Genomic DNA, 18241 nt, shown 5'->3' with positions numbered 1-18241 from the left:
CAATAGAAAAGGGGAAACAGCTGCCGCGGCTGTTTCCCCTTTTCTCAATCTTTGAAGATATCTGTTACTTGATCTGGGCGATGGTCTCTGCGTCAAAACCGGAAGAGTGGATGTTCTTGACGGTGCGCAGGACATAGTGCGTTCTGGTCAGCCGGACGCCCGGATAGTCCTTGATCCGGTTGTGGATCTGCTCGAGATGATCAGAGCTCTTGCAGCAGATCTTCAGCATGAAGTCAAACTCGCCGGTCAGATAGTAGCAGGCGATGATGTTCGGATCCTTGTTGATGTGGTCGATGAACTCATCGTTGTATCTGGGGTGTTCCATCCCGACTTCCATGAGAACCGTGATGTCGTTGCCAAGCTTGGAGTCGTCCGTGATCACCGTATAGGATTCGATTAGGCCGGACTTCTCCATCTTCTTGATACGCTCGATGACGGTTGAGACTGAGAGATGGATGCTTTTACTGATATCGGACGCTGTCTGCCGTGCATTTTGTTTGAGTTCAGTCAGAATCTGATAATCCAAATTGTCCATACGTGTACCTCTTCCTTAAATTCTTTCGTATCTTCCATAGAATTTTGGAATTCTTACGATATTATAACATATTATTTTCAGGTGTGGTTGAAAAACATAAAAAAATATTTTACTATTGGGAAAATGTCGCCGCGAATCGTGTTTTCCGTGCGAAAGAAGGCTGAAATTCAGCGGATGACGTGGCTGACATGGACTGCAGATAGAAAGGAACTGATACCAGACATGAGGGAATACAGCATCGCAGTGATTGAAGGGGACGGAATCGGCCCGGAAATTGTCCGGGAGGCGGTGTCCGTCCTGGAGGCTGCAGGAAAAAAATATGGTTTTCATCTGAATCTGACACCTGTCCTGCTTGGCGGCGCTTCGATTGACCGTTACGGCGTCCCGCTGACCCAGGAGACAATTGAGATCGCGAAGAAGTCTGATGCCGTTCTGATGGGATCGATCGGCGGGGATGCGAAGACGTCTCCCTGGTACAGGCTGGAGCCTTCCAGGCGTCCGGAGGCAGGGCTGCTCGGCATCCGCAAGGCGCTCGGACTGTTTGCAAACCTCAGACCGGCGTGGCTGTACGATGAGCTGAAGGGAGCCTGCCCGCTGAAGGAGGAGGCTGCCGACAGAGGCTTTGACCTTCTGATCATGAGAGAGCTGACGGGCGGGCTCTATTTCGGAAAGCGGGAGACGGTGGAGAAGGACGGTGTCCTTGTCGCCACCGATACTCTGACATACTCTGAGCCGGAGATCAGAAGGATCGCGGTCAAGGCTTTCGAGGTCGCCGGAAAGAGAAGAAAGAAGGTCACGCTGGTTGACAAGGCAAACGTCCTGGATTCCTCCAGACTCTGGCGGAAGGTGACGGCGGAGGTTGCCGAGAAGTATCCGGATGTCTCACTGGAGAATATGCTGGTGGACAACTGCGCGATGCAGCTTGTGCGCGATCCGTCCCAGTTCGACGTTGTGCTCACGGAGAATATGTTCGGCGACATTCTCTCGGATGAAGCGTCGATGATCACGGGCTCAATTGGAATGCTTCCGAGTGCATCGCTGAACGAAACATCATTCGGCCTCTACGAACCAAGCCACGGCTCCGCGCCGGACATTGCAGGGAAGGACATCGCGAACCCGCTGGCAACGATTCTGTCGGCAGCGATGATGCTGCGCTATTCTCTCAGTGAGGATGAGGCGGCAGACGCAGTCGAGAATGCCGTCCGAAAGGTTCTGAAGGACGGCTACCGCACCGGCGATATCTACACAGAAGGGACCCGGAAGGTCGGTACCGCCAGGATGGGAAGCCTGGTCGCAGAGCGAGTCTGAGATAACAGAGTCATTTACGAAATATAGAGATATAAAAATATAGAAGGAGAAGAATCATCATGAAGAGTGACGCAGTCAAGAAAGGCCTTCAGCAGGCACCACATAGATCTCTTTTCAACGCACTTGGCTTTACAGAGGAGGAAATGGAACGTCCGCTCGTCGGGATTGTCAGCTCCTACAATGAGATTGTTCCGGGACACATGAACCTTGACAAGATCGTGGAGGCTGTCAAGGAGGGCGTCCTGATGGCGGGCGGTGTGCCGCGCGTCTTCCCGGCGATCGCTGTCTGCGACGGAATCGCGATGGGACACGAGGGCATGAAGTACTCCCTTGTCACCCGTGACCTGATCGCGGATTCGACCGAGTGCATGGCGAAGGCGCATCAGTTCGATGCACTTGTCATGGTGCCTAACTGCGACAAGAATGTGCCGGGACTTTTAATGGCTGCGGCAAGAGTCAATGTCCCGACCGTCTTCGTTTCCGGGGGGCCGATGCTTGCGGGCCATGTCGGCGGGAGAAAGCGCTCGCTGTCCTCGATGTTCGAGGCAGTCGGAGAGTACAGTGCCGGCCGGATCACGGCAGAGCAGCTGAAGGAATATGAGCGCAAGGTCTGCCCGACCTGCGGCAGCTGCTCCGGCATGTACACCGCCAACAGCATGAACTGCCTGACAGAGGTCATCGGGATGGGACTTCGCGGCAACGGGACGATCCCGGCTGTCATGTCCGACCGCCTGCGCCTTGCAAAGCATGCCGGTATGCAGGTCATGGAGCTGCTGAAGAAAAATATCCGTCCGCGCGATATCATGACAAAGGAAGCCTTCATGAACGCCCTGACGGTCGATATGGCGCTCGGCTGCTCGACAAACACGATGCTTCATCTTCCGGCCATTGCACATGAAGCCGGCGTGGAGCTGAATGTCGATATCGCCAATGAGGTCTCGGAGCATACGCCGAATCTGTGCCACCTGGCGCCGGCAGGTCCGACCTACATGGAGGATCTGAACGAGGCGGGCGGTGTCTACGCGGTCATGAAGGAGCTGACGAAGAAAAATCTGCTGAATCTCGACTGCCTGACCTGCACCGGAAAGACGGTCGGCGAGAACATTGCCGATGCTAAGAATCTGAATCCGGAGGTCATCCGTCCGATCGACCATCCGTATTCCGAGACGGGCGGCCTTGCAGCGCTCAAGGGCAACCTGGCGCCGGATTCGGGCATCGTCAAGCGCTCCGCTGTCGTCCCGGAGATGATGGTGCACGAGGGACCTGCCCGCGTCTTTGACTGTGAAGAGGACGCGATCCATGCAATCCTGGGCGGACAGATCCACGAGGGAGATGTCGTGGTTATCCGCTATGAAGGACCGAAGGGCGGCCCCGGCATGAGAGAAATGCTGAATCCGACCTCTGCCATCGCGGGCATGGGACTGGGATCGAGTGTCGCGCTGATCACGGACGGGCGTTTCTCCGGTGCGTCCAGAGGGGCTTCCATCGGCCATGTATCGCCGGAGGCGGCTGTCGGCGGCCCGATAGCGCTGGTGCATGAGGGAGACCGGATCTTCATCGATATCCCGAACCACAAGCTTGAGCTGAAGGTCTCGGATGAGGAGCTTGCAGCGCGCAGAAAGGCCTGGAAGCCAAGAAAGCCGAAGATCACGGACGGATACCTGGTCCGCTACGCGGCGATGGTCACGTCCGGAAACAAGGGCGCGATCCTGAAGACGCCCGGAGCGGAGGACGACGTATGAAACTGAACGGTTCCCAGATCCTGATTGAATGCCTGAAGGAGCAGGGCGTGGATACCGTTTTCGGGTATCCCGGCGGAGCGATTCTGAATGTCTACGACGAACTTTACCGGCATACAGACGAGATCCGCCATATCCTGACCTCGCATGAGCAGGGAGCCGCTCACGCGGCGGACGGATATGCGAGGGCGAGCGGGAAGGTTGGTGTCTGCTTTGCGACATCAGGACCCGGCGCCACAAATCTTGTCACGGGCATTGCGACAGCCTACATGGATTCTGTCCCTGTCGTTGCGATCACCTGCAATGTCGGCATCAATCTCCTTGGCAAGGATTCCTTCCAGGAGATCGATATCCAGGGCATCACGATGCCGATCACAAAGCACAATTTCATCGTGAAGGATGTGCGAGATCTGGCGAAGACAATCCGGAGGGCCTTCTTTATCGCGAAGGATGGCCGTCCGGGTCCGGTTCTGGTGGATATCACGAAGAACGCGACAGCAGAGGAGTGTGAATTTACGCCGAAGAAAAGCCAGCCGGTCGTCCCAAGGATCAGTACAATCCATGAGGAAGATCTGAAGGCCGCAGCAGATCTGATTAACGCTGCCAAAAAGCCCGTGATCTTCGTCGGCGGCGGCGCTGTCATTTCCGATGCGCAGAAGGAGCTGAAGGAACTTGTGTGCAGGCTCCAGGCACCCGTCGCCGATACGCTGATGGGGAAGGGCGCCTTCAACGGCAACGACCCGCTCTATCTTGGCATGCTTGGCATGCACGGGACGAAGGCTTCAAACATGGCGGTCTCCGACTGCGACCTTCTGCTCGCGATCGGAACCCGGTTCTCGGACCGCGTTATCGGCAATCCGAAGCTGTTTGCAAAGAATGCGAAGATCGTCCAGCTTGATATCGATCCGGCGGAGGTTAACAAGAACATCAAAGTCGATGCCTGTGTGATCGGAGATGTGCGGGAGATTCTGATCCGGCTCAACCCGCTGATCCAAAAGGCGGATCATAAGGAATGGATCCGCCACTGTGAGGAGCTTGCGGCGAAATTTCCGCTCCATTACGATGAGGATCGCCTGACCGGTCCGTTCATCATGCAGCAGATTGAGAAGCTGACGGAGGACGACGCTCGCATTGTCACGGAGGTCGGACAGAATCAGATGTGGGCGGCGCAGTACTTCCATTACAAGGAGCCGCATCAGCTCTTCACCTCTGGCGGACTCGGCACGATGGGATACGGACTGGGAGCGTCCCTCGGCGTCAAGTGCGCGATGCCGGACAAGACGGTGGTCAATGTCGCCGGGGATGGCTGCTTCCGCATGAATCTGAATGAGCTGGCGACCGCATCGCGGGCGAATATTCCGGTCATCGAGGTCATCATGAACAATCACGTGCTGGGCATGGTGCATCAGTGGCAGCAGCTTTTCTACAAGGAGCATTATTCGCAGACCATTCTGCGCGACAGCGTGGACTATGTGAAGGTTGCGGAGGCACTCGGCTGTCTGGGCTTCAGGGTCACAAAGCGGGAGGAGTTTGCACCTGCATTTCTTGAGGCAGTCAGATCCGGGAAGCCCTGCGTCATCGACTGCGTGATCGAGGAGAATGATAATGTCTATCCGATGGTTCCCGCCGGGAAGGCGATCTCGGAGGTCTTTGACCAGGATGACATGAAGAAGGACAAGATCCAGTAGCGAATCAAAGCCGCGCTGGCCGTTGAAGGTCGGCGCGGCTTGTCATAGAGCAACCAGAAGCAAGACTTGCGGTACAGTACCGCGATCAACCGGCTTAGGAAACAAAAAGAGGGGGAAATGAAATCATGTACAAGTATGCCTGCCTGAATGCGATCAGCCCGAAGGGGACAGACCAGTTTTCAGATGACTATCAGCGGACGGAGGATCTTCAGGAAGCGGACGCGATCCTGGTCCGCAGTGCGAAGATGGCGGAGATCGAGCTTTCAGACAGGACGCTGGCTGTCGCCCGTGCCGGGGCAGGTGTCAACAATATCCCGCTCGAGAAATATGCAAAGCAGGGCGTCGTAGTCTTCAATACACCGGGTGCCAATGCCAACAGTGTCAAGGAGCTGGTGCTGGCGGGCATGCTGAACGCCGCACGCAACATGAGCCAGGGCATTCGATGGGTACTCGATAATGAATCTGACGCGAACATCTCCAAGGATATGGAGAAGGCCAAGAAAGCGTTCGTCGGCCACGAGCTCTTTGGGAAGAAGCTCGGCGTCATCGGTCTGGGCGCCATCGGATGTATGGTGGCAAATGCAGCGGTGGAGCTCGGCATGGATGTGTACGGGTATGACCCGTATCTTTCCACGACGGCTGCCTGGAACATCAGCAGGCAGGTCCGGAACACGAAGAATGTCGATGAGATCTACGAGAACTGCGATTTCATCACGATTCATGTGCCGCTTCTGGATTCTACACGGGAAATGGTCAACGCGGATGCAATTTCGAAGATGAAGGAGGGAGTTGTCTTCCTGAATTTTGCAAGGGACCTTCTTGTCGATGAGGATGCGATGCTCAGGGCCGTCGGGGAGGGAAAGGTGTTCCGCTATGTCACAGACTTCCCGAATCAGAAGACAGCCGGGAAAGAGGGTGTCATCGCAACGCCGCATCTGGGCGCCTCCACGGAGGAAGCGGAGGAGAACTGCGCGAAGATGGCAGTTGTCGAGCTGACAGATTTCCTTGAGAATGGCAATATCACGCATTCTGTCAACTATCCGGCCTGCAGCATGGGCGTCTGCAAGGCAAAGCACAGGATTGCCATCTATCATAAGAATATTCCGCAGATGATCAGCCAGATCACACAGGTGCTGTCCTTCACGAACGTGGCAGGCATGTCCAATACCAGCCGTGGCGAATATGCCTACACGCTGGTTGACATCGATGCGGACCTTGAGGAGGAGACCGGGCGGCAGCTGTCGGCCATCGACGGCGTCATCCGAGTCAGAGTCATACGCTGACACGGATAGATTCCCGGCTCAGTATGCCGCAGCCGGGAGGGCATAGATTCGAAGCGCGGTTGAATAATAGAATTTACAGAACTTCTTTGCGGAGACCGACAGTCTGGTAATTCGTCAGAATGTCTGATGAAGATGCCAAATCTGCTGTCATACTTGTCGGAACCGACCATGAATGATAGAATGTCTTTGTTGGCAATTCAGATTTGGGAGGAGAACTCATGATGAATGAAAAGCTCTACGATGAGATGGACTGGGCCCGGATCGAAGGACTTGTCTATTCCGAGGAGGATGATCCCCACAGTTTTCTCGGCGCGACGAAGACGGAAGAGGGCATTCTGGTTCAGACGTATTGTCCGACAGCGAAGTCTGTGACGGTTCATGTGGCTTCCACAGACAGCAGCTATCCGATGGACATGGAGGACGAGTCGGGATTTTTCGCCGTTCTTCTGCCAGGGAAGAGAATACCGGATTATACACTTGAGGTAGAGTTTACAGACGGGAGCACGCATTCCTTCGCGGATCCCTATAATTTCGAGCCCCAGATTCCGGAATCCGTTCTGAAAAAGTTCGCAGCTGGCAACTGCTGGGAGCTGTACCGGTATCTCGGCGCGCATCCTATGACCGTGAACGGGACAGACGGTGTGTATTTTGCAGTCTGGGCGCCTCACGCTGTCCGCGTCTCCGTTGTCGGGGATTTCAATCTATGGGACGGAAGACGGCTCCCGATGAGACGGCTGAAGGACTATGGCATTTTTGAATTGTTTGTTCCGGGTCTGACATCCGGAGCACTGTACAAATATGAGATCAAGGCAAAGCATGGCCTGACGTATCTGAAGAGCGATCCGTTCAGCTTCCAGTCTGAGCTTCGTCCGAATACAGCTTCGATTGTAAAGGATCTTTCTGCTTACGAGTGGGGAGACCATGCGTGGATGGAGGCGAGAACGGGTTCGGATTCAAAAGCGCAGCCGGTCTCGGTCTATCAGGTCAGCCTGGCAACCTTCCGGGTCCCGGACGGGGAAGGTCATGTTCCTGGATACAGGGAGCTTGCAGAGGATCTGTCCACTTATGTCGCAAAGATGGGGTACACAACCGTTGAGCTGTTCCCGCTTCTTGAATATTCCGAGGATGAGACGATGGGTACGAGGCCGGAAGCGTTCTTTGCACCGACCTCCCGTTATGGGAGCAGCGAGGACTTCCGGTACTTTATCGATACACTTCATCAGAAGGGGATCGGCGTGATTCTCGACTGGGACCCCTCTCATTTCAGCAGAGACCTGAACGGACTGAGCGGGTTCGACGGCACGGGGCTCTATGAGTCGGACGATCCGAGGCAGTCGCTCTACAAGCCGGATGGGAGCTTGTACTTCAATCTCAAAAGTCCGCAGGTTCGCAATTTCCTGATCGCCAGTGCTGTTTTCTGGCTGAAGGAATACCACATTGACGGTCTGCAGCTGGCGGATCTGTCCAAACTGCTGTACCTGGACTATGGAAAGACATACGGTGAGTGGGTGCCGAACATATATGGAGGGAATGAGAACCTGGAGGCTGTGTCATTTCTCCGCACGCTGAGCACGGTGACGAAGAAAGAATGTCCGGGGACGATTCTCGTGGCTGAGGATGCATCCGACTGGCCGCAGGAGACCGGAACAGTTTCCGAGGGCGGGCTTGGACTGGACTATAAGTGGAACCGCGGCTTCAGAGATGCCTTGATTGAGTATATTCAGCTCGATCCGATTTTCAGAGGACCTCACCATCAGCAGCTGATCTTCAGTATGGTTTACAATTACTCGGAGCAGTTCATGCTGGCACTGTCCTACGAGGATGTGAACGAGAAGTATGGTTCCATGTACTCGAAGGTGCCGGGGCGCAAGCGCTCAAAGTTTGCGAATCTCAGAGCCTGCTACGGATATATGTTCCTGCATCCGGGAAAGAAGCTTCTGGCGATGGGAAACGATATTGGCCAGAAGATGCCACTGTCTGAAAAGACGGGGGTAGACTGGAGTGCCCTTGACCATGAGGAGAACGTTCAGTTCCAGGGCTATATAGCAGCGCTCCTTGATCTGTACCGTAGCCATCCGGCACTCTACAGTTTGGATTACAGTCCGGAGGGCTTTGAGTGGATCAACAACATCTCCGCGAATGAGAATATGCTGGTCTTTCTGCGCAAGTCGGAGAAAGAGGAGGAGACGCTTCTCTGCGTGGTGAACTTCTCAGCACTCGCATACGAAGACCATAAGATCGGCGTTCCGTTTGCCGGAAAGTACAAGGAAATTTTCAATTCCGATGACATCGCATTCGGAGGGGACGGCAATGTTAATCCGCGGGCGAAGAGCTCGAAGGAGGAAGAGTGCGATGAGCTGCCGGATTCCATCCGTGTGCTGGTGCCCCCGATGGGAATCAGTATCTTCTCCTGTACGAAGGTGGAGAAGAAAGCTTCCGGAAACGAGCAGGCGAAGGCAGCCGTGAGGAAGAGACGGACAGCGAAGAAGGCCGCCGAGGAAAAAACTGCAGAACCGAAGGCAGAACAAAAACCAAAGCCGCAGGCTGAAGAGGCAAAGGCGGAAGAACCAAAGGCAGAACAAAAACCGCAGGCTGAAGAGGCGAAGGCGGCAGAACCGAAGACAGAAAAAAAGCCGCAGGCAAAGGCTGCGGGAGCGAGACCGGGACGCAGGACGACTGCCGGCAAAAGAAGGGCTGCGGAGAAAGGCCTCAAGGAGGAGAAGGAATGAAGCAGATTCAGAGCTTCTGTGTGGATCATACAAAACTGAAGAGGGGGGTCTATCTCTCCAGGGAAGACGGCGATGTCAGAACCTGGGACGTGCGGATGAAGGAGCCCAACCACGGCAGCTATCTGTCGAACGGTTCCATCCACACGATGGAGCACCTGTTTGCAACCTATGCGCGCAACAGCAAGTACAAGGACGGTGTGATCTATGTCGGACCGATGGGCTGCCGGACCGGGATGTACTTTCTGACGAGAGGACTGACGGACGCGGAGGTACTGGACTGTATCGTGAACTCCTTCCGCTTCATGCGGGATTTTGAGGGAGAGATACCTGGGGCAAAGATTGAGGAGTGCGGGAATTATCTGGACCATGATCTTCAGGCCTGCAGAAAGGATGCGGCGGAATACCTTGAGGTGCTGGAAAAGCTGAAACCGGAAGATATGCGGTATCAGTATTTTCTGAGTACGGAAGGTGCGTGAAGAAACATAGCAAAGGGGCTGTGCAGCGGATTGATGCTGCACAGCTCCTTTTTTGAAGGCGACCGCTCATCAGTGAGTGCGGAGCACGAGATGACGGAGAGCAGACAAATCGGAATGCACCCAAAAAATATTTCAGATTTTGCACGCTGGCTATACCAATCATGTGCCGAAAGATGTATAATCAAGTCAGCAATATCAACAAAAGTCAGTCGGTCTGCTGTTTGGCTTCGTCGAGGTAACTGTACAGCGTGTATTTGGAGATGTTGAAGACCTGGCAGATCTTCGGACCGGACTTGGTAACCAGAAAAGCGCCGCTGTCGTTGAGGAAGCGGATGGCACGGATCTTATCCGTCTTGTCCATAAGGGCAGCCGGTTTGCCGGCAATCCGGATACTTTCCTGGATCAGCGTGTCAAGCAGATCAGAGACATTCGTGGTGATTTGCTGAGGCTCTGACTCCCGGTCAGCGCTGGTGTTAAAGGAATGGAGCGCGTTCTCTGCAGCAAGAGAGAGGGACAGGTCGGTATTGAGACCGAGAATTCCGACGATGCGGCCGCCGTCATCACGGATGAAGAGGCTGGTCGATTTCAGAATCTTTCCATCGTGGGTTCTGGTCAGATAGGAGAGACGGTCCTCGTGTACTTTGTTTAGTTCTTCCATCGCCTCCGCTGCAATCAGGGAGGAGCCGTCACCGACCTTGCGTCCGGAGATCTGGCCGTTCTCGATAGCGATGATGGTGTGGCTGGGGTCGCCGCCGGTCAGGTCGTGCAGAACGACCTCACACATGGATCCGTACTGCATGGCAAGCGCTTTGACGAGGCGTTTCCAGTTGTCAAAATTGTAAGACTGACTCATATAAGCTCCATTCTGCCGCCGAATACGGGCGGCGGTTGCAGGCTCAAATTCAATAAACAAGATCGGATTTATTGTAAGGCAGACAGAATGTTTTTTCAATCATAGATGAAATCGTTGCAGCAGCACACCGAATTTGAAGATGAAAAGGAGGAAGGGACGATGCTGATTGTCAAGAATGGCCGTGTGATTACCAGGGACGCAGCGCATCCGTACTATAAGGACGGTGCGGTCGTGATAGACGGGGAGCAGATTCTGGAAGTCGGAGCCTGCCAGGATCTGGAGAAAAAGTATCCGAAGGCGGAGACCATCGATGCAAAGGGCGGTCTCATCATGCCGGGCTTTATCAATGCCCATACCCATATCTACTCGGGGCTTGCAAGAGGGCTGTCAGTCAAGGGCTACAATCCGACGAACTTCTATGAGATCCTCGATGGCATGTGGTGGGCGATTGACCGGAAGCTGGATCTTGATCTGACAAGGGCGAGCGCCTATGTGACGATCCTCGAGTGCATCCGGGACGGTGTGACGACGATCTTCGATCACCATGCATCCTTCTGTGAAATTCCGGGTTCTTTGTTTGCGATCAAGGATGTCGCAAAGAAGCTCGGCATGCGCGCCTGCCTCTGCTATGAGGTTTCGGAGCGAGATGGGGAGGAAAAGTGCCTTCAGAGCATCCAGGAAAACGCCGACTTCCTCACATGGTGTGAGAAGGAAAACAGTGACATGATCAAGGCAATGTTCGGCGGCCACGCGCTGTTTACCATATCTGATAAGACGTTTGAAAAGATGGTGGAGGCCAACGACGGCCGGACCGGTTTCCACATCCATGTGGCGGAGGGCATGAACGATGTCTGGGACAGCCTCCAGAACTACGGCACGAGGCCGGTTGAGCGGCTTCTGAACAACAATATCCTCGGAAAAAAGACGCTGCTTGGACACTGCATCCACCTGAGCGGCAGCGAGATGGACATCATCCGGGAGACCGGGACGATGGTCGTCAACAATCCGGAATCAAACATGGGCAACGCAGTCGGCTGCGCGCCGGTTCTTCAGATGATGAAGAAGGGCATCCTTGTGGGTATGGGGACAGACGCTTACACGCACGATATGCTCGAGTCCCTGAAGGTTTTCCTGATCATCCAGCGGCACAACGCGGAGATGCCGAATGTTGCCTGGGGCGAGGACATGAAGATGCTCTTTGAGAACAACCGGGAGATTGCAGGCAGGTATTTCAAGAAGCCGGTCGGCATTCTGAAGGCAGGAGCAGCCGCAGACGTCATTGTCATGGACTATGATCCATTTACCCCGATCTCAAATGAGAACATCGATGGCCATCTGCTGTTCGGCATGAACGGTCACAACTGTCGTACGACCATCATCAACGGGAAGGTGCTCTACAAGGACCGCGCATTTGTCGGGATCGACGAAGAGAAGATCAACGCGTTCTCGATGGAGCAGGCATGCAGGCTCTGGGGCTCCTTGAATGAGACTTCGTACAATCCGAAGGATTATCTGTAACAGAAAAACAGAAACAGGAGGGTTCAGATTATGAGCGATATTATGCGTCCGATCCCGTTCAGGGATCTTCTGGACTGGGTGCTGACAGAGTACAAGAAGAACAGAAGCATCTTCGGTGTCCGCAAGGTTGTACAGCGGGACGAGGAGAAACGGTTCCCGATCTTCGGGCAGACAATCGAGACAGTCTATGGGCCGGCGGCAGGGCCGAACACGCAGCTGGCGCAGAACCTGATTGCCGCCTATGCGGGCGGCTCATCCTGGTTTGAACTTAAGACGGTCCAGAAGATGGATGGCCGCGAGCTTGCGAAGTGCGTTCCGAAGCCCTGCATCGAGATGCGGGATGAGGGCTACAATTGCGAGTGGTCGACAGAGCTGACCGTGGAGGAGGCGCTGCACGAGTACATCAAGGCCTGGTTCATCATTCACATCATTGCGAAGGAATTCGACCTGGGCGATCCGGACGGCATCGTTTTCAACATGTCGGTCGGATACGACCTCGACGGCATCCGGCAGCCGAAGGTCAACCACTTTATCGATACCATGATCGACGCGTCGAAGGATGAGGTTTTCCAGGACTGTGTGGAAACTTCGCTGGAGGCAGTCCGGAGTAAGAGGCTTCATCATGTGACCATCCGCGATATCCGCCGGATCCCGTCAAGAATCTCGGATTCCGTGACGGAGTCGACCCTGCACGGCTGTCCGCCTGCAGAGATCGAGGCCATCGCCTCCTACATGCTGAAGACGAAAAAGCTGAACACGTTCGTCAAGTGCAATCCGACGCTTCTGGGCTACGAGTATGCGCGCAGAACGCTGGACGGGCTCGGTTTTGACTATATCGCGTTCGATGATCATCACTTCACGACAGACCTGCAGTGGAAGGATGCTGTTCCGATGCTGGAGCGTCTGCAGGGCGAGGCAGATGAGCTCGGCCTGTCCTTCGGCGTGAAGCTGACGAACACCTTCCCGGTTGACGTGAAGGCGCACGAGCTTCCGAGCGAGGAGATGTACATGTCGGGGCGTGCCCTGTTCCCGCTGACGATTGAGCTGGTCCGCCGGCTTTCGGAGCAGTTTAACGGAAAGCTCCGAATCTCATACTGCGGCGGAGCGGATTATTTCAACATCCATGACCTTGTCTCAGCGGGCGTCTGGCCGGTGACTGTGGCCTCCACGATCCTCAAGCCGGGCGGGTATGAGCGGCTGTCACAGTTCTACGAGGTGCTCTCGGATATTCCGGGTAAGGCGTTCACGAAGGTCGATGTCTCTGCTGTCACGAAGCTGGAGAAGAGGGCGCTTGAGAGCGGGCGTTACAGCAAGCCCGTGAAGCCGCTGCCGTCGATGAAGGTGGAGGACAGCCTTCCGCTGATGAACTGCTTCCTTGCGCCCTGCACGACGTCCTGCCCGATTCACCAGGATATTCCGGCATACCTGCAGGCGATGGAGGAAGGCCGCCCGTACGATGCCTTCCGGATCATTGTCGAGAAGAATGCTCTTCCGTTCATCACAGGAACGCTCTGTCCGCATACCTGCGCGGACCGGTGCATGCGGAATCACTACGAGGAGGGGCTGCACATCCGCGAGGTGAAGCTGCAGGCGGCGGAGAGCGCCTACGACACCTACATGAGCGAGCCGAAGCGCCCGGCACCGAAGGCTTCCGGCAAGAAGGCAGCCGTGATCGGCGCGGGGCCTGCCGGACTTGCGTCAGCCTTCTTCCTCTCGAGAGCCGGCGTCGAGACGGTCGTGTTCGAGAAGAGGCCGGAAGCCGGCGGAATTGTGAAATACGCGATCCCTCATTTCCGGATCGAAGACCGGAAGATTGAGAAAGACGTCAAGCTCTGCCAGCGTTTCGGAGCCCGGATTATCACCGGCAAGGAAATCACAGACCTTGAACAGCTGAAAAAGGACGGCTTCACGGACTTTGTCCTCGCGACAGGCGCCTGGAAGGGATCCGCTCCGGTGCTGAAGGAAGGTAAGTCCATGGATGCGCTCGACTTCCTGACAGCCGTCAAGTACGGGCAGGATTCGCTGAACCTTGGAAAGGACGTGGTCGTCATCGGCGGCGGCAACACTGCGATGGATGTGGCCAGGGCAGCGGTCCGCCAGAGAGGTGTCCGCACCGTCCGCCTCGTCTACCGTAGAACGAAGCGTTATATGCCGGCAGATGAGGAAGAGCTGAGGATGGCACTCGAGGATGGCGTGATCTTCGAGGAACTGCTGGCACCAGTCAGCCTGAAGGATGGAACGCTTGTCTGCTCGGTCATGAAGCTCGGCGAGCCGGACGAGAGCGGGAGAAGGAGACCGGTTGATACCGGAGAGAAAAAACTGCTTCCGGCGGATACGGTGATCACAGCCGTCGGGGAAAGAATCGATGCTGCCCTGTATGAGAAACTGTCCGTCAAGCTCGATGAAAAGGGACGTCCGGTGGTCGATGAGCAGCTTCAGACCTCAAGGCCCCACATCTATGCGGTCGGCGACGGCAGGAGAGGTCCGGCAACGGTCGTCAAGGCCATCGCGGATGCCGCCCGGTGCGCACAGGCCATTGCAGGCGCGCATTTTGACCGGTACGAGGAGGAGAATGCCGCCGGGGACGAGGCGACGCTTCTAAGAAAGAAGGGGCAGCTGACTGCCGAGCTCTCGCAGCAGCCCGATCCGAGATGCCTGGGCTGCGCAACCGTCTGCGAGGTCTGCACGGATGTCTGTCCGAATCGCGCGAACATCGCGATCAAGGTTCCGGGGCTGAAGATGGACCAGATTCTTCACATGGACGGGATGTGCAACGAGTGCGGCAACTGTGCGGTCTTCTGCCCGTACAGTGGCAGGCCGTACAAGGACAAGCTGACGCTGTTCTGGTCAAAGGAGGACATGGATAGCAGCGAGAACCAGGGCTTTTTGGTGCTGAAGGGGACAAATGTGCGTCTTCGCTTTGCCGGAACGGTGCAGGAGGTCGATGTGGCTGAAAAGTCCGACTTGTATGAACCGCTGAGAAAGTTCATACTGGAAGTCATCCAGCATCACAGCTATCTGCTTGCTCCGGGCGCCGGAGAACATGCTGAATTGTAACTGAAAATCGCAGGATCATGACCGGCTCCGCTCTTTCCTGAGCGACCGGTCATGCCGTGTCCGGTTTTCTGCCGGGCACGAGAAAAGAAGCACAGTGGGCTGACCAATTGGCAAGAAGGAGCCGCCATGGCTGAGCAGTATACATTCACGGTTAATGGAAAACGCGTATCGACATCGAAGCAGACGTCGATGCTTCGTTTTCTTCGGGACGAACTTCATCTTCATTCTGTCAAGGACGGGTGCAGTGAGGGCGCCTGCGGCGCCTGCATGATCCTGGTGGACGGAAAACCGACGAGAGCCTGTGTCCTGAAGACGCAGAGAGCGGTCGGAAAAGAAATCGTCACGGTGGAAGGACTGACAGACCTCGAGAAGGAGGCATTTGTCTACGCGTTCGGGGTCAGCGGCTCCGTCCAGTGCGGCTTCTGCACACCGGGAATGGTCATCAGCGCAGCCGGGCTGCTCAGGCAGAATCCGGATCCGACGGATGAGGAAATCAAGACGGCGATCCGCGGCAACCTCTGCCGCTGTACCGGATACCGGAAGATCATCGAGGGCATCCGCCTTGCGGGACAGGTGCTTCGGGGCGAGAAAAAGATCGATTACGAGCCGGAACAGGAGGATTACGGGCGCGTCGGGACCAGAACCTTCCGCGTTGACGTGCGAAAGAAGGTGCTGGGAACCGGCAAGTACCCGGATGATATCGAGATCGAGGACGTCTGGCAGAATCTCAATCGAGCCTACGGGCTCGAGGAGGATGTCCCCTACCGCAGGAGAAGCAGGGAGCTCAGTCTGCCGGAGGAATCGGGGAAGGCCGGCAGCCTGGTGCGGGAAGCTCTGGCGCGCCGGGACAGCAGCATCTACGACGGCAGCGCGGAAAACCGAAGCGATGTCTATGGCTTTGATGCGTCCTCAATGGCCTATGCCTCCTGCGTGCGGGCGGCATACCCGAGAGCGGTTGTCAGAAGGATTGATCTGTCGGAGGCCGGGCAGGTTCCGGGCGTGATCGGCATCCTGACGGCGGCGGATGTTCCGCACAACAAGGTCGGCCACATCCAGCAGGACTGGGACGTCATGATCGCCGAGGGTGACACGACGAGGATGGTTGGAGACGCGATCTGCCTGGTGGTTGCGGAAAACCGGGATGCGCTGGAAGAAGCGAAGAAGCTTGTGCACGTCGACTATGAGGTGCTCGAGCCGGTGCGGAACATCGACGAGGCAAGGCGGCCGGACGCCCCGAAGATTCATGAGGCGGGCAATCTCTGCCAGAGCCGCCACGTGACGAGAGGGGATGCCAGACGGGCGCTTCAGGCTTCGAAATACACTGTGACGGAAACCTTCGAGACGCCGTTTACGGAGCATGCTTTTCTGGAGCCGGAGTGCGCGGTGGCATTTCCGTATAAAGATGGTGTCAAGATTCTTTCAACCGACCAGGGTGCCTACGACACAAGGCGCGAGGTTGCGATCATGTTCGGCTGGGATCCGAAGCGTGTTGTTGTCGAGAATCAGCTCATCGGCGGGGGCTTCGGCGGAAAGGAGGATGTCTCCGCGCAGCACATCGCGGCACTCGCGGCCTGGACCTACAAGAGAGCCGTGAAGGTTCATTTTTCCAGGCAGGAGTCTATCAATTTCCATCCGAAGCGCCACGCCATGAAGGCCACCTTCACGCTCGGCTGTGATGAACACGGGAAGTTTACTGGTCTTGACTGCGAAATCTTCTTTGATACAGGGGCCTATGCCTCCCTCTGCGGGCCGGTTCTGGAGCGTGCCTGTACGCACGCGGTCGGACCGTACACCTACCAGAATACGGACATTCGCGGGTACGGGTATTATACGAATAATCCGCCGGCAGGCGCATTCCGCGGCTTCGGGGTCACACAGAGTGAGTTCGCGCTCGAGTGCGTGATCGATCTGCTGGCGAAGAAGGCCGGCATCTCCCCGTGGGAGATCCGTTTCCGGAATGCGATTGAGCCGGGACTTGTCCTGCCGAACGGACAGATCGCAGACGGTTCGACAGCGCTCAAGGAGACCCTTCTGGCGGTGCGGGACGTTTTTGAAAAGAACCCTGGACATGCCGGGATCGCCTGCGCGATGAAGAATGCGGGTGTCGGTGTCGGCCTGCCGGACAAGGGCCGGGCAAGGCTGCAGGTGGAGAAGGGGGATGTCGTCATCTACTCGGCGGCCTCCGATATCGGGCAGGGCTGCCTGACCGTTTTCTGTCAGGATGTTGCAGAGATCACCGGCCTTCCGATGTCGCGTATCCGCAATGCGGTCAGCAACACCGAGAATGCCCCGGACTCCGGCACAACCTCCGGATCGAGACAGACGCTTCTGACCGGCGAAGCCGTCAGGGGAGCCGGCCGGAAGCTGAGGGAGGCCCTGGACGCGGCAGACGGCAAGCTGTCAAGGCTCGAGGGTCAGGCGTTTTCATATGTCTACTTTGAACCGACCGACAAGCTCGGGGCGGCGAAGCCGAACCCCAAGAGCCACATTGCCTACGCCTACGCGACAAATGTCGCCGTCCTTGACGACGAGGGGCGCGTCACAGACATCTATGCCGCCTACGACGCAGGCCGGGTCATCAACCCTCTCTCGATCGAAGGACAGATTGAGGGCGGCGTCCTGATGTCGATGGGCTACGGCGTGACGGAGGACTTTCCGCTGAAGGACTGTGTTCCGAAGGCTCGGTTCGGCACGCTCGGACTGCTTCGGGCCACCCAGATTCCGGAGATCCACGCGATCATGGTACACCATGAGCCGAAGGAGGGAGAGATTGAGACGGCTTTCGGCGCGAAGGGAATCGGGGAAATCACGGCTATTCCGGCAGCGCCGGCCATCGCAGGCGCGTACTACGAGCTGGACGGAAAGCTCCGGACGAAGCTTCCGCTGGAGGATACCTACTACCGGAAGAAACAGAAGTAAGCAGAAGGGACACTGAAGGCTTCAAAAGGGCCATCGAAAGGGTTCCGGAATGAGATCGGAAGGCATTGACAAGCGGTTAAGATATGCTATAGTGATAGTGCCAAACAAAAAGTTTGTTTAAAAAACATATTGTTAT

Annotated in this window: 11 protein-coding genes; 9 read left to right on the top strand and 2 right to left on the bottom strand. The window is 56.1% G+C overall.

Features of this window, described 5'->3' with window-relative positions:
* Positions 1-64: 64 nt before the first annotated feature.
* Positions 65-535 carry an Lrp/AsnC family transcriptional regulator gene (locus FYJ35_RS03875; RefSeq protein ID WP_154523459.1) on the bottom strand — a complete coding sequence of 157 codons (471 nt, stop codon included), beginning with the start codon at positions 533-535 and terminating at the stop codon, positions 65-67.
* A 174-nt stretch (positions 536-709) separates the two neighbouring features.
* On the opposite strand from FYJ35_RS03875, the gene leuB reads away from it, so the two are divergent.
* From leuB to FYJ35_RS03845, 6 genes are all read left to right on the top strand, one after another.
* Positions 710-1843, top strand: a complete 1134-nt coding sequence (leuB, locus tag FYJ35_RS03870) for a 3-isopropylmalate dehydrogenase (RefSeq protein WP_331469122.1) — start codon at positions 710-712, stop codon at positions 1841-1843.
* Between the two features lie 59 nt (positions 1844-1902).
* Positions 1903-3585, top strand: coding sequence for a dihydroxy-acid dehydratase (ilvD, locus tag FYJ35_RS03865; RefSeq protein WP_154523456.1), 1683 nt, complete (start codon positions 1903-1905; stop codon positions 3583-3585).
* Positions 3582-5270: a biosynthetic-type acetolactate synthase large subunit gene (gene ilvB / locus FYJ35_RS03860; RefSeq protein WP_154523453.1), complete on the top strand. Its 1689-nt coding sequence runs from the start codon at positions 3582-3584 to the stop codon at positions 5268-5270. The genes ilvD and ilvB overlap by 4 nt, the downstream gene beginning before the upstream one ends.
* A gap of 125 nt (positions 5271-5395) precedes the next feature.
* The gene (locus tag FYJ35_RS03855) at positions 5396-6553 is read left to right on the top strand and encodes a phosphoglycerate dehydrogenase (protein WP_154523450.1); all 1158 of its coding nucleotides are present in this window, start codon (positions 5396-5398) and stop codon (positions 6551-6553) included.
* 218 nt (positions 6554-6771) lie between these two features.
* Complete coding sequence (glgB, locus tag FYJ35_RS03850) at positions 6772-9282, top strand: 1,4-alpha-glucan branching protein GlgB (RefSeq protein WP_235906352.1); 2511 nt, start codon at positions 6772-6774, stop codon at positions 9280-9282.
* The gene (locus FYJ35_RS03845) at positions 9279-9758 is read left to right on the top strand and encodes an S-ribosylhomocysteine lyase (RefSeq protein ID WP_154523447.1); all 480 of its coding nucleotides are present in this window, start codon (positions 9279-9281) and stop codon (positions 9756-9758) included. Before glgB ends, FYJ35_RS03845 begins: the two co-directional genes overlap by 4 nt.
* 205 nt (positions 9759-9963) lie before the next feature.
* On the opposite strand, the gene FYJ35_RS03840 is transcribed toward FYJ35_RS03845, so the two are convergent.
* Positions 9964-10611 (bottom strand): helix-turn-helix transcriptional regulator, encoded by a 648-nt coding sequence (locus FYJ35_RS03840; protein WP_154523444.1) that lies wholly within the window; start codon positions 10609-10611, stop codon positions 9964-9966.
* Between the two features lie 159 nt (positions 10612-10770).
* On the opposite strand from FYJ35_RS03840, the gene ssnA reads away from it, so the two are divergent.
* From ssnA to xdh, 3 genes are all read left to right on the top strand, one after another.
* Positions 10771-12129, top strand: a complete 1359-nt coding sequence (gene ssnA, locus FYJ35_RS03835; RefSeq protein WP_154523441.1) for a putative aminohydrolase SsnA — start codon at positions 10771-10773, stop codon at positions 12127-12129.
* A gap of 30 nt (positions 12130-12159) precedes the next feature.
* The gene (gene ygfK, locus FYJ35_RS03830; RefSeq protein WP_154523438.1) at positions 12160-15186 is read left to right on the top strand and encodes a putative selenate reductase subunit YgfK; all 3027 of its coding nucleotides are present in this window, start codon (positions 12160-12162) and stop codon (positions 15184-15186) included.
* Between the two features lie 126 nt (positions 15187-15312).
* The gene (gene xdh, locus FYJ35_RS03825) at positions 15313-18105 is read left to right on the top strand and encodes a selenium-dependent xanthine dehydrogenase (RefSeq protein WP_235906351.1); all 2793 of its coding nucleotides are present in this window, start codon (positions 15313-15315) and stop codon (positions 18103-18105) included.
* Positions 18106-18241 lie beyond the last annotated feature (136 nt).

The organism is Porcincola intestinalis (genome assembly GCF_009696445.1).
In the GTDB taxonomy this organism is placed as follows: Bacteria; Bacillota; Clostridia; order Lachnospirales; family Lachnospiraceae; genus Porcincola; species Porcincola intestinalis.
This window is presented reverse-complemented; position numbering and strand designations above follow the sequence as displayed.

Coding starts and splice junctions, on each gene's coding strand:
- ygfK (WP_154523438.1), top strand. CDS start 12,160: ATGAGCGATATTATGCGTCCGATCCCGTTCAGGGATCTTCTGGACTGG.
- FYJ35_RS03875 (WP_154523459.1), bottom strand. CDS start 535: ATGGACAATTTGGATTATCAGATTCTGACTGAACTCAAACAAAATGCA.
- FYJ35_RS03845 (WP_154523447.1), top strand. CDS start 9,279: ATGAAGCAGATTCAGAGCTTCTGTGTGGATCATACAAAACTGAAGAGG.
- FYJ35_RS03855 (WP_154523450.1), top strand. CDS start 5,396: ATGTACAAGTATGCCTGCCTGAATGCGATCAGCCCGAAGGGGACAGAC.
- glgB (WP_235906352.1), top strand. CDS start 6,772: ATGATGAATGAAAAGCTCTACGATGAGATGGACTGGGCCCGGATCGAA.
- ilvB (WP_154523453.1), top strand. CDS start 3,582: ATGAAACTGAACGGTTCCCAGATCCTGATTGAATGCCTGAAGGAGCAG.
- FYJ35_RS03840 (WP_154523444.1), bottom strand. CDS start 10,611: ATGAGTCAGTCTTACAATTTTGACAACTGGAAACGCCTCGTCAAAGCG.
- ssnA (WP_154523441.1), top strand. CDS start 10,771: ATGCTGATTGTCAAGAATGGCCGTGTGATTACCAGGGACGCAGCGCAT.
- xdh (WP_235906351.1), top strand. CDS start 15,313: ATGGCTGAGCAGTATACATTCACGGTTAATGGAAAACGCGTATCGACA.
- leuB (WP_331469122.1), top strand. CDS start 710: ATGACGTGGCTGACATGGACTGCAGATAGAAAGGAACTGATACCAGAC.
- ilvD (WP_154523456.1), top strand. CDS start 1,903: ATGAAGAGTGACGCAGTCAAGAAAGGCCTTCAGCAGGCACCACATAGA.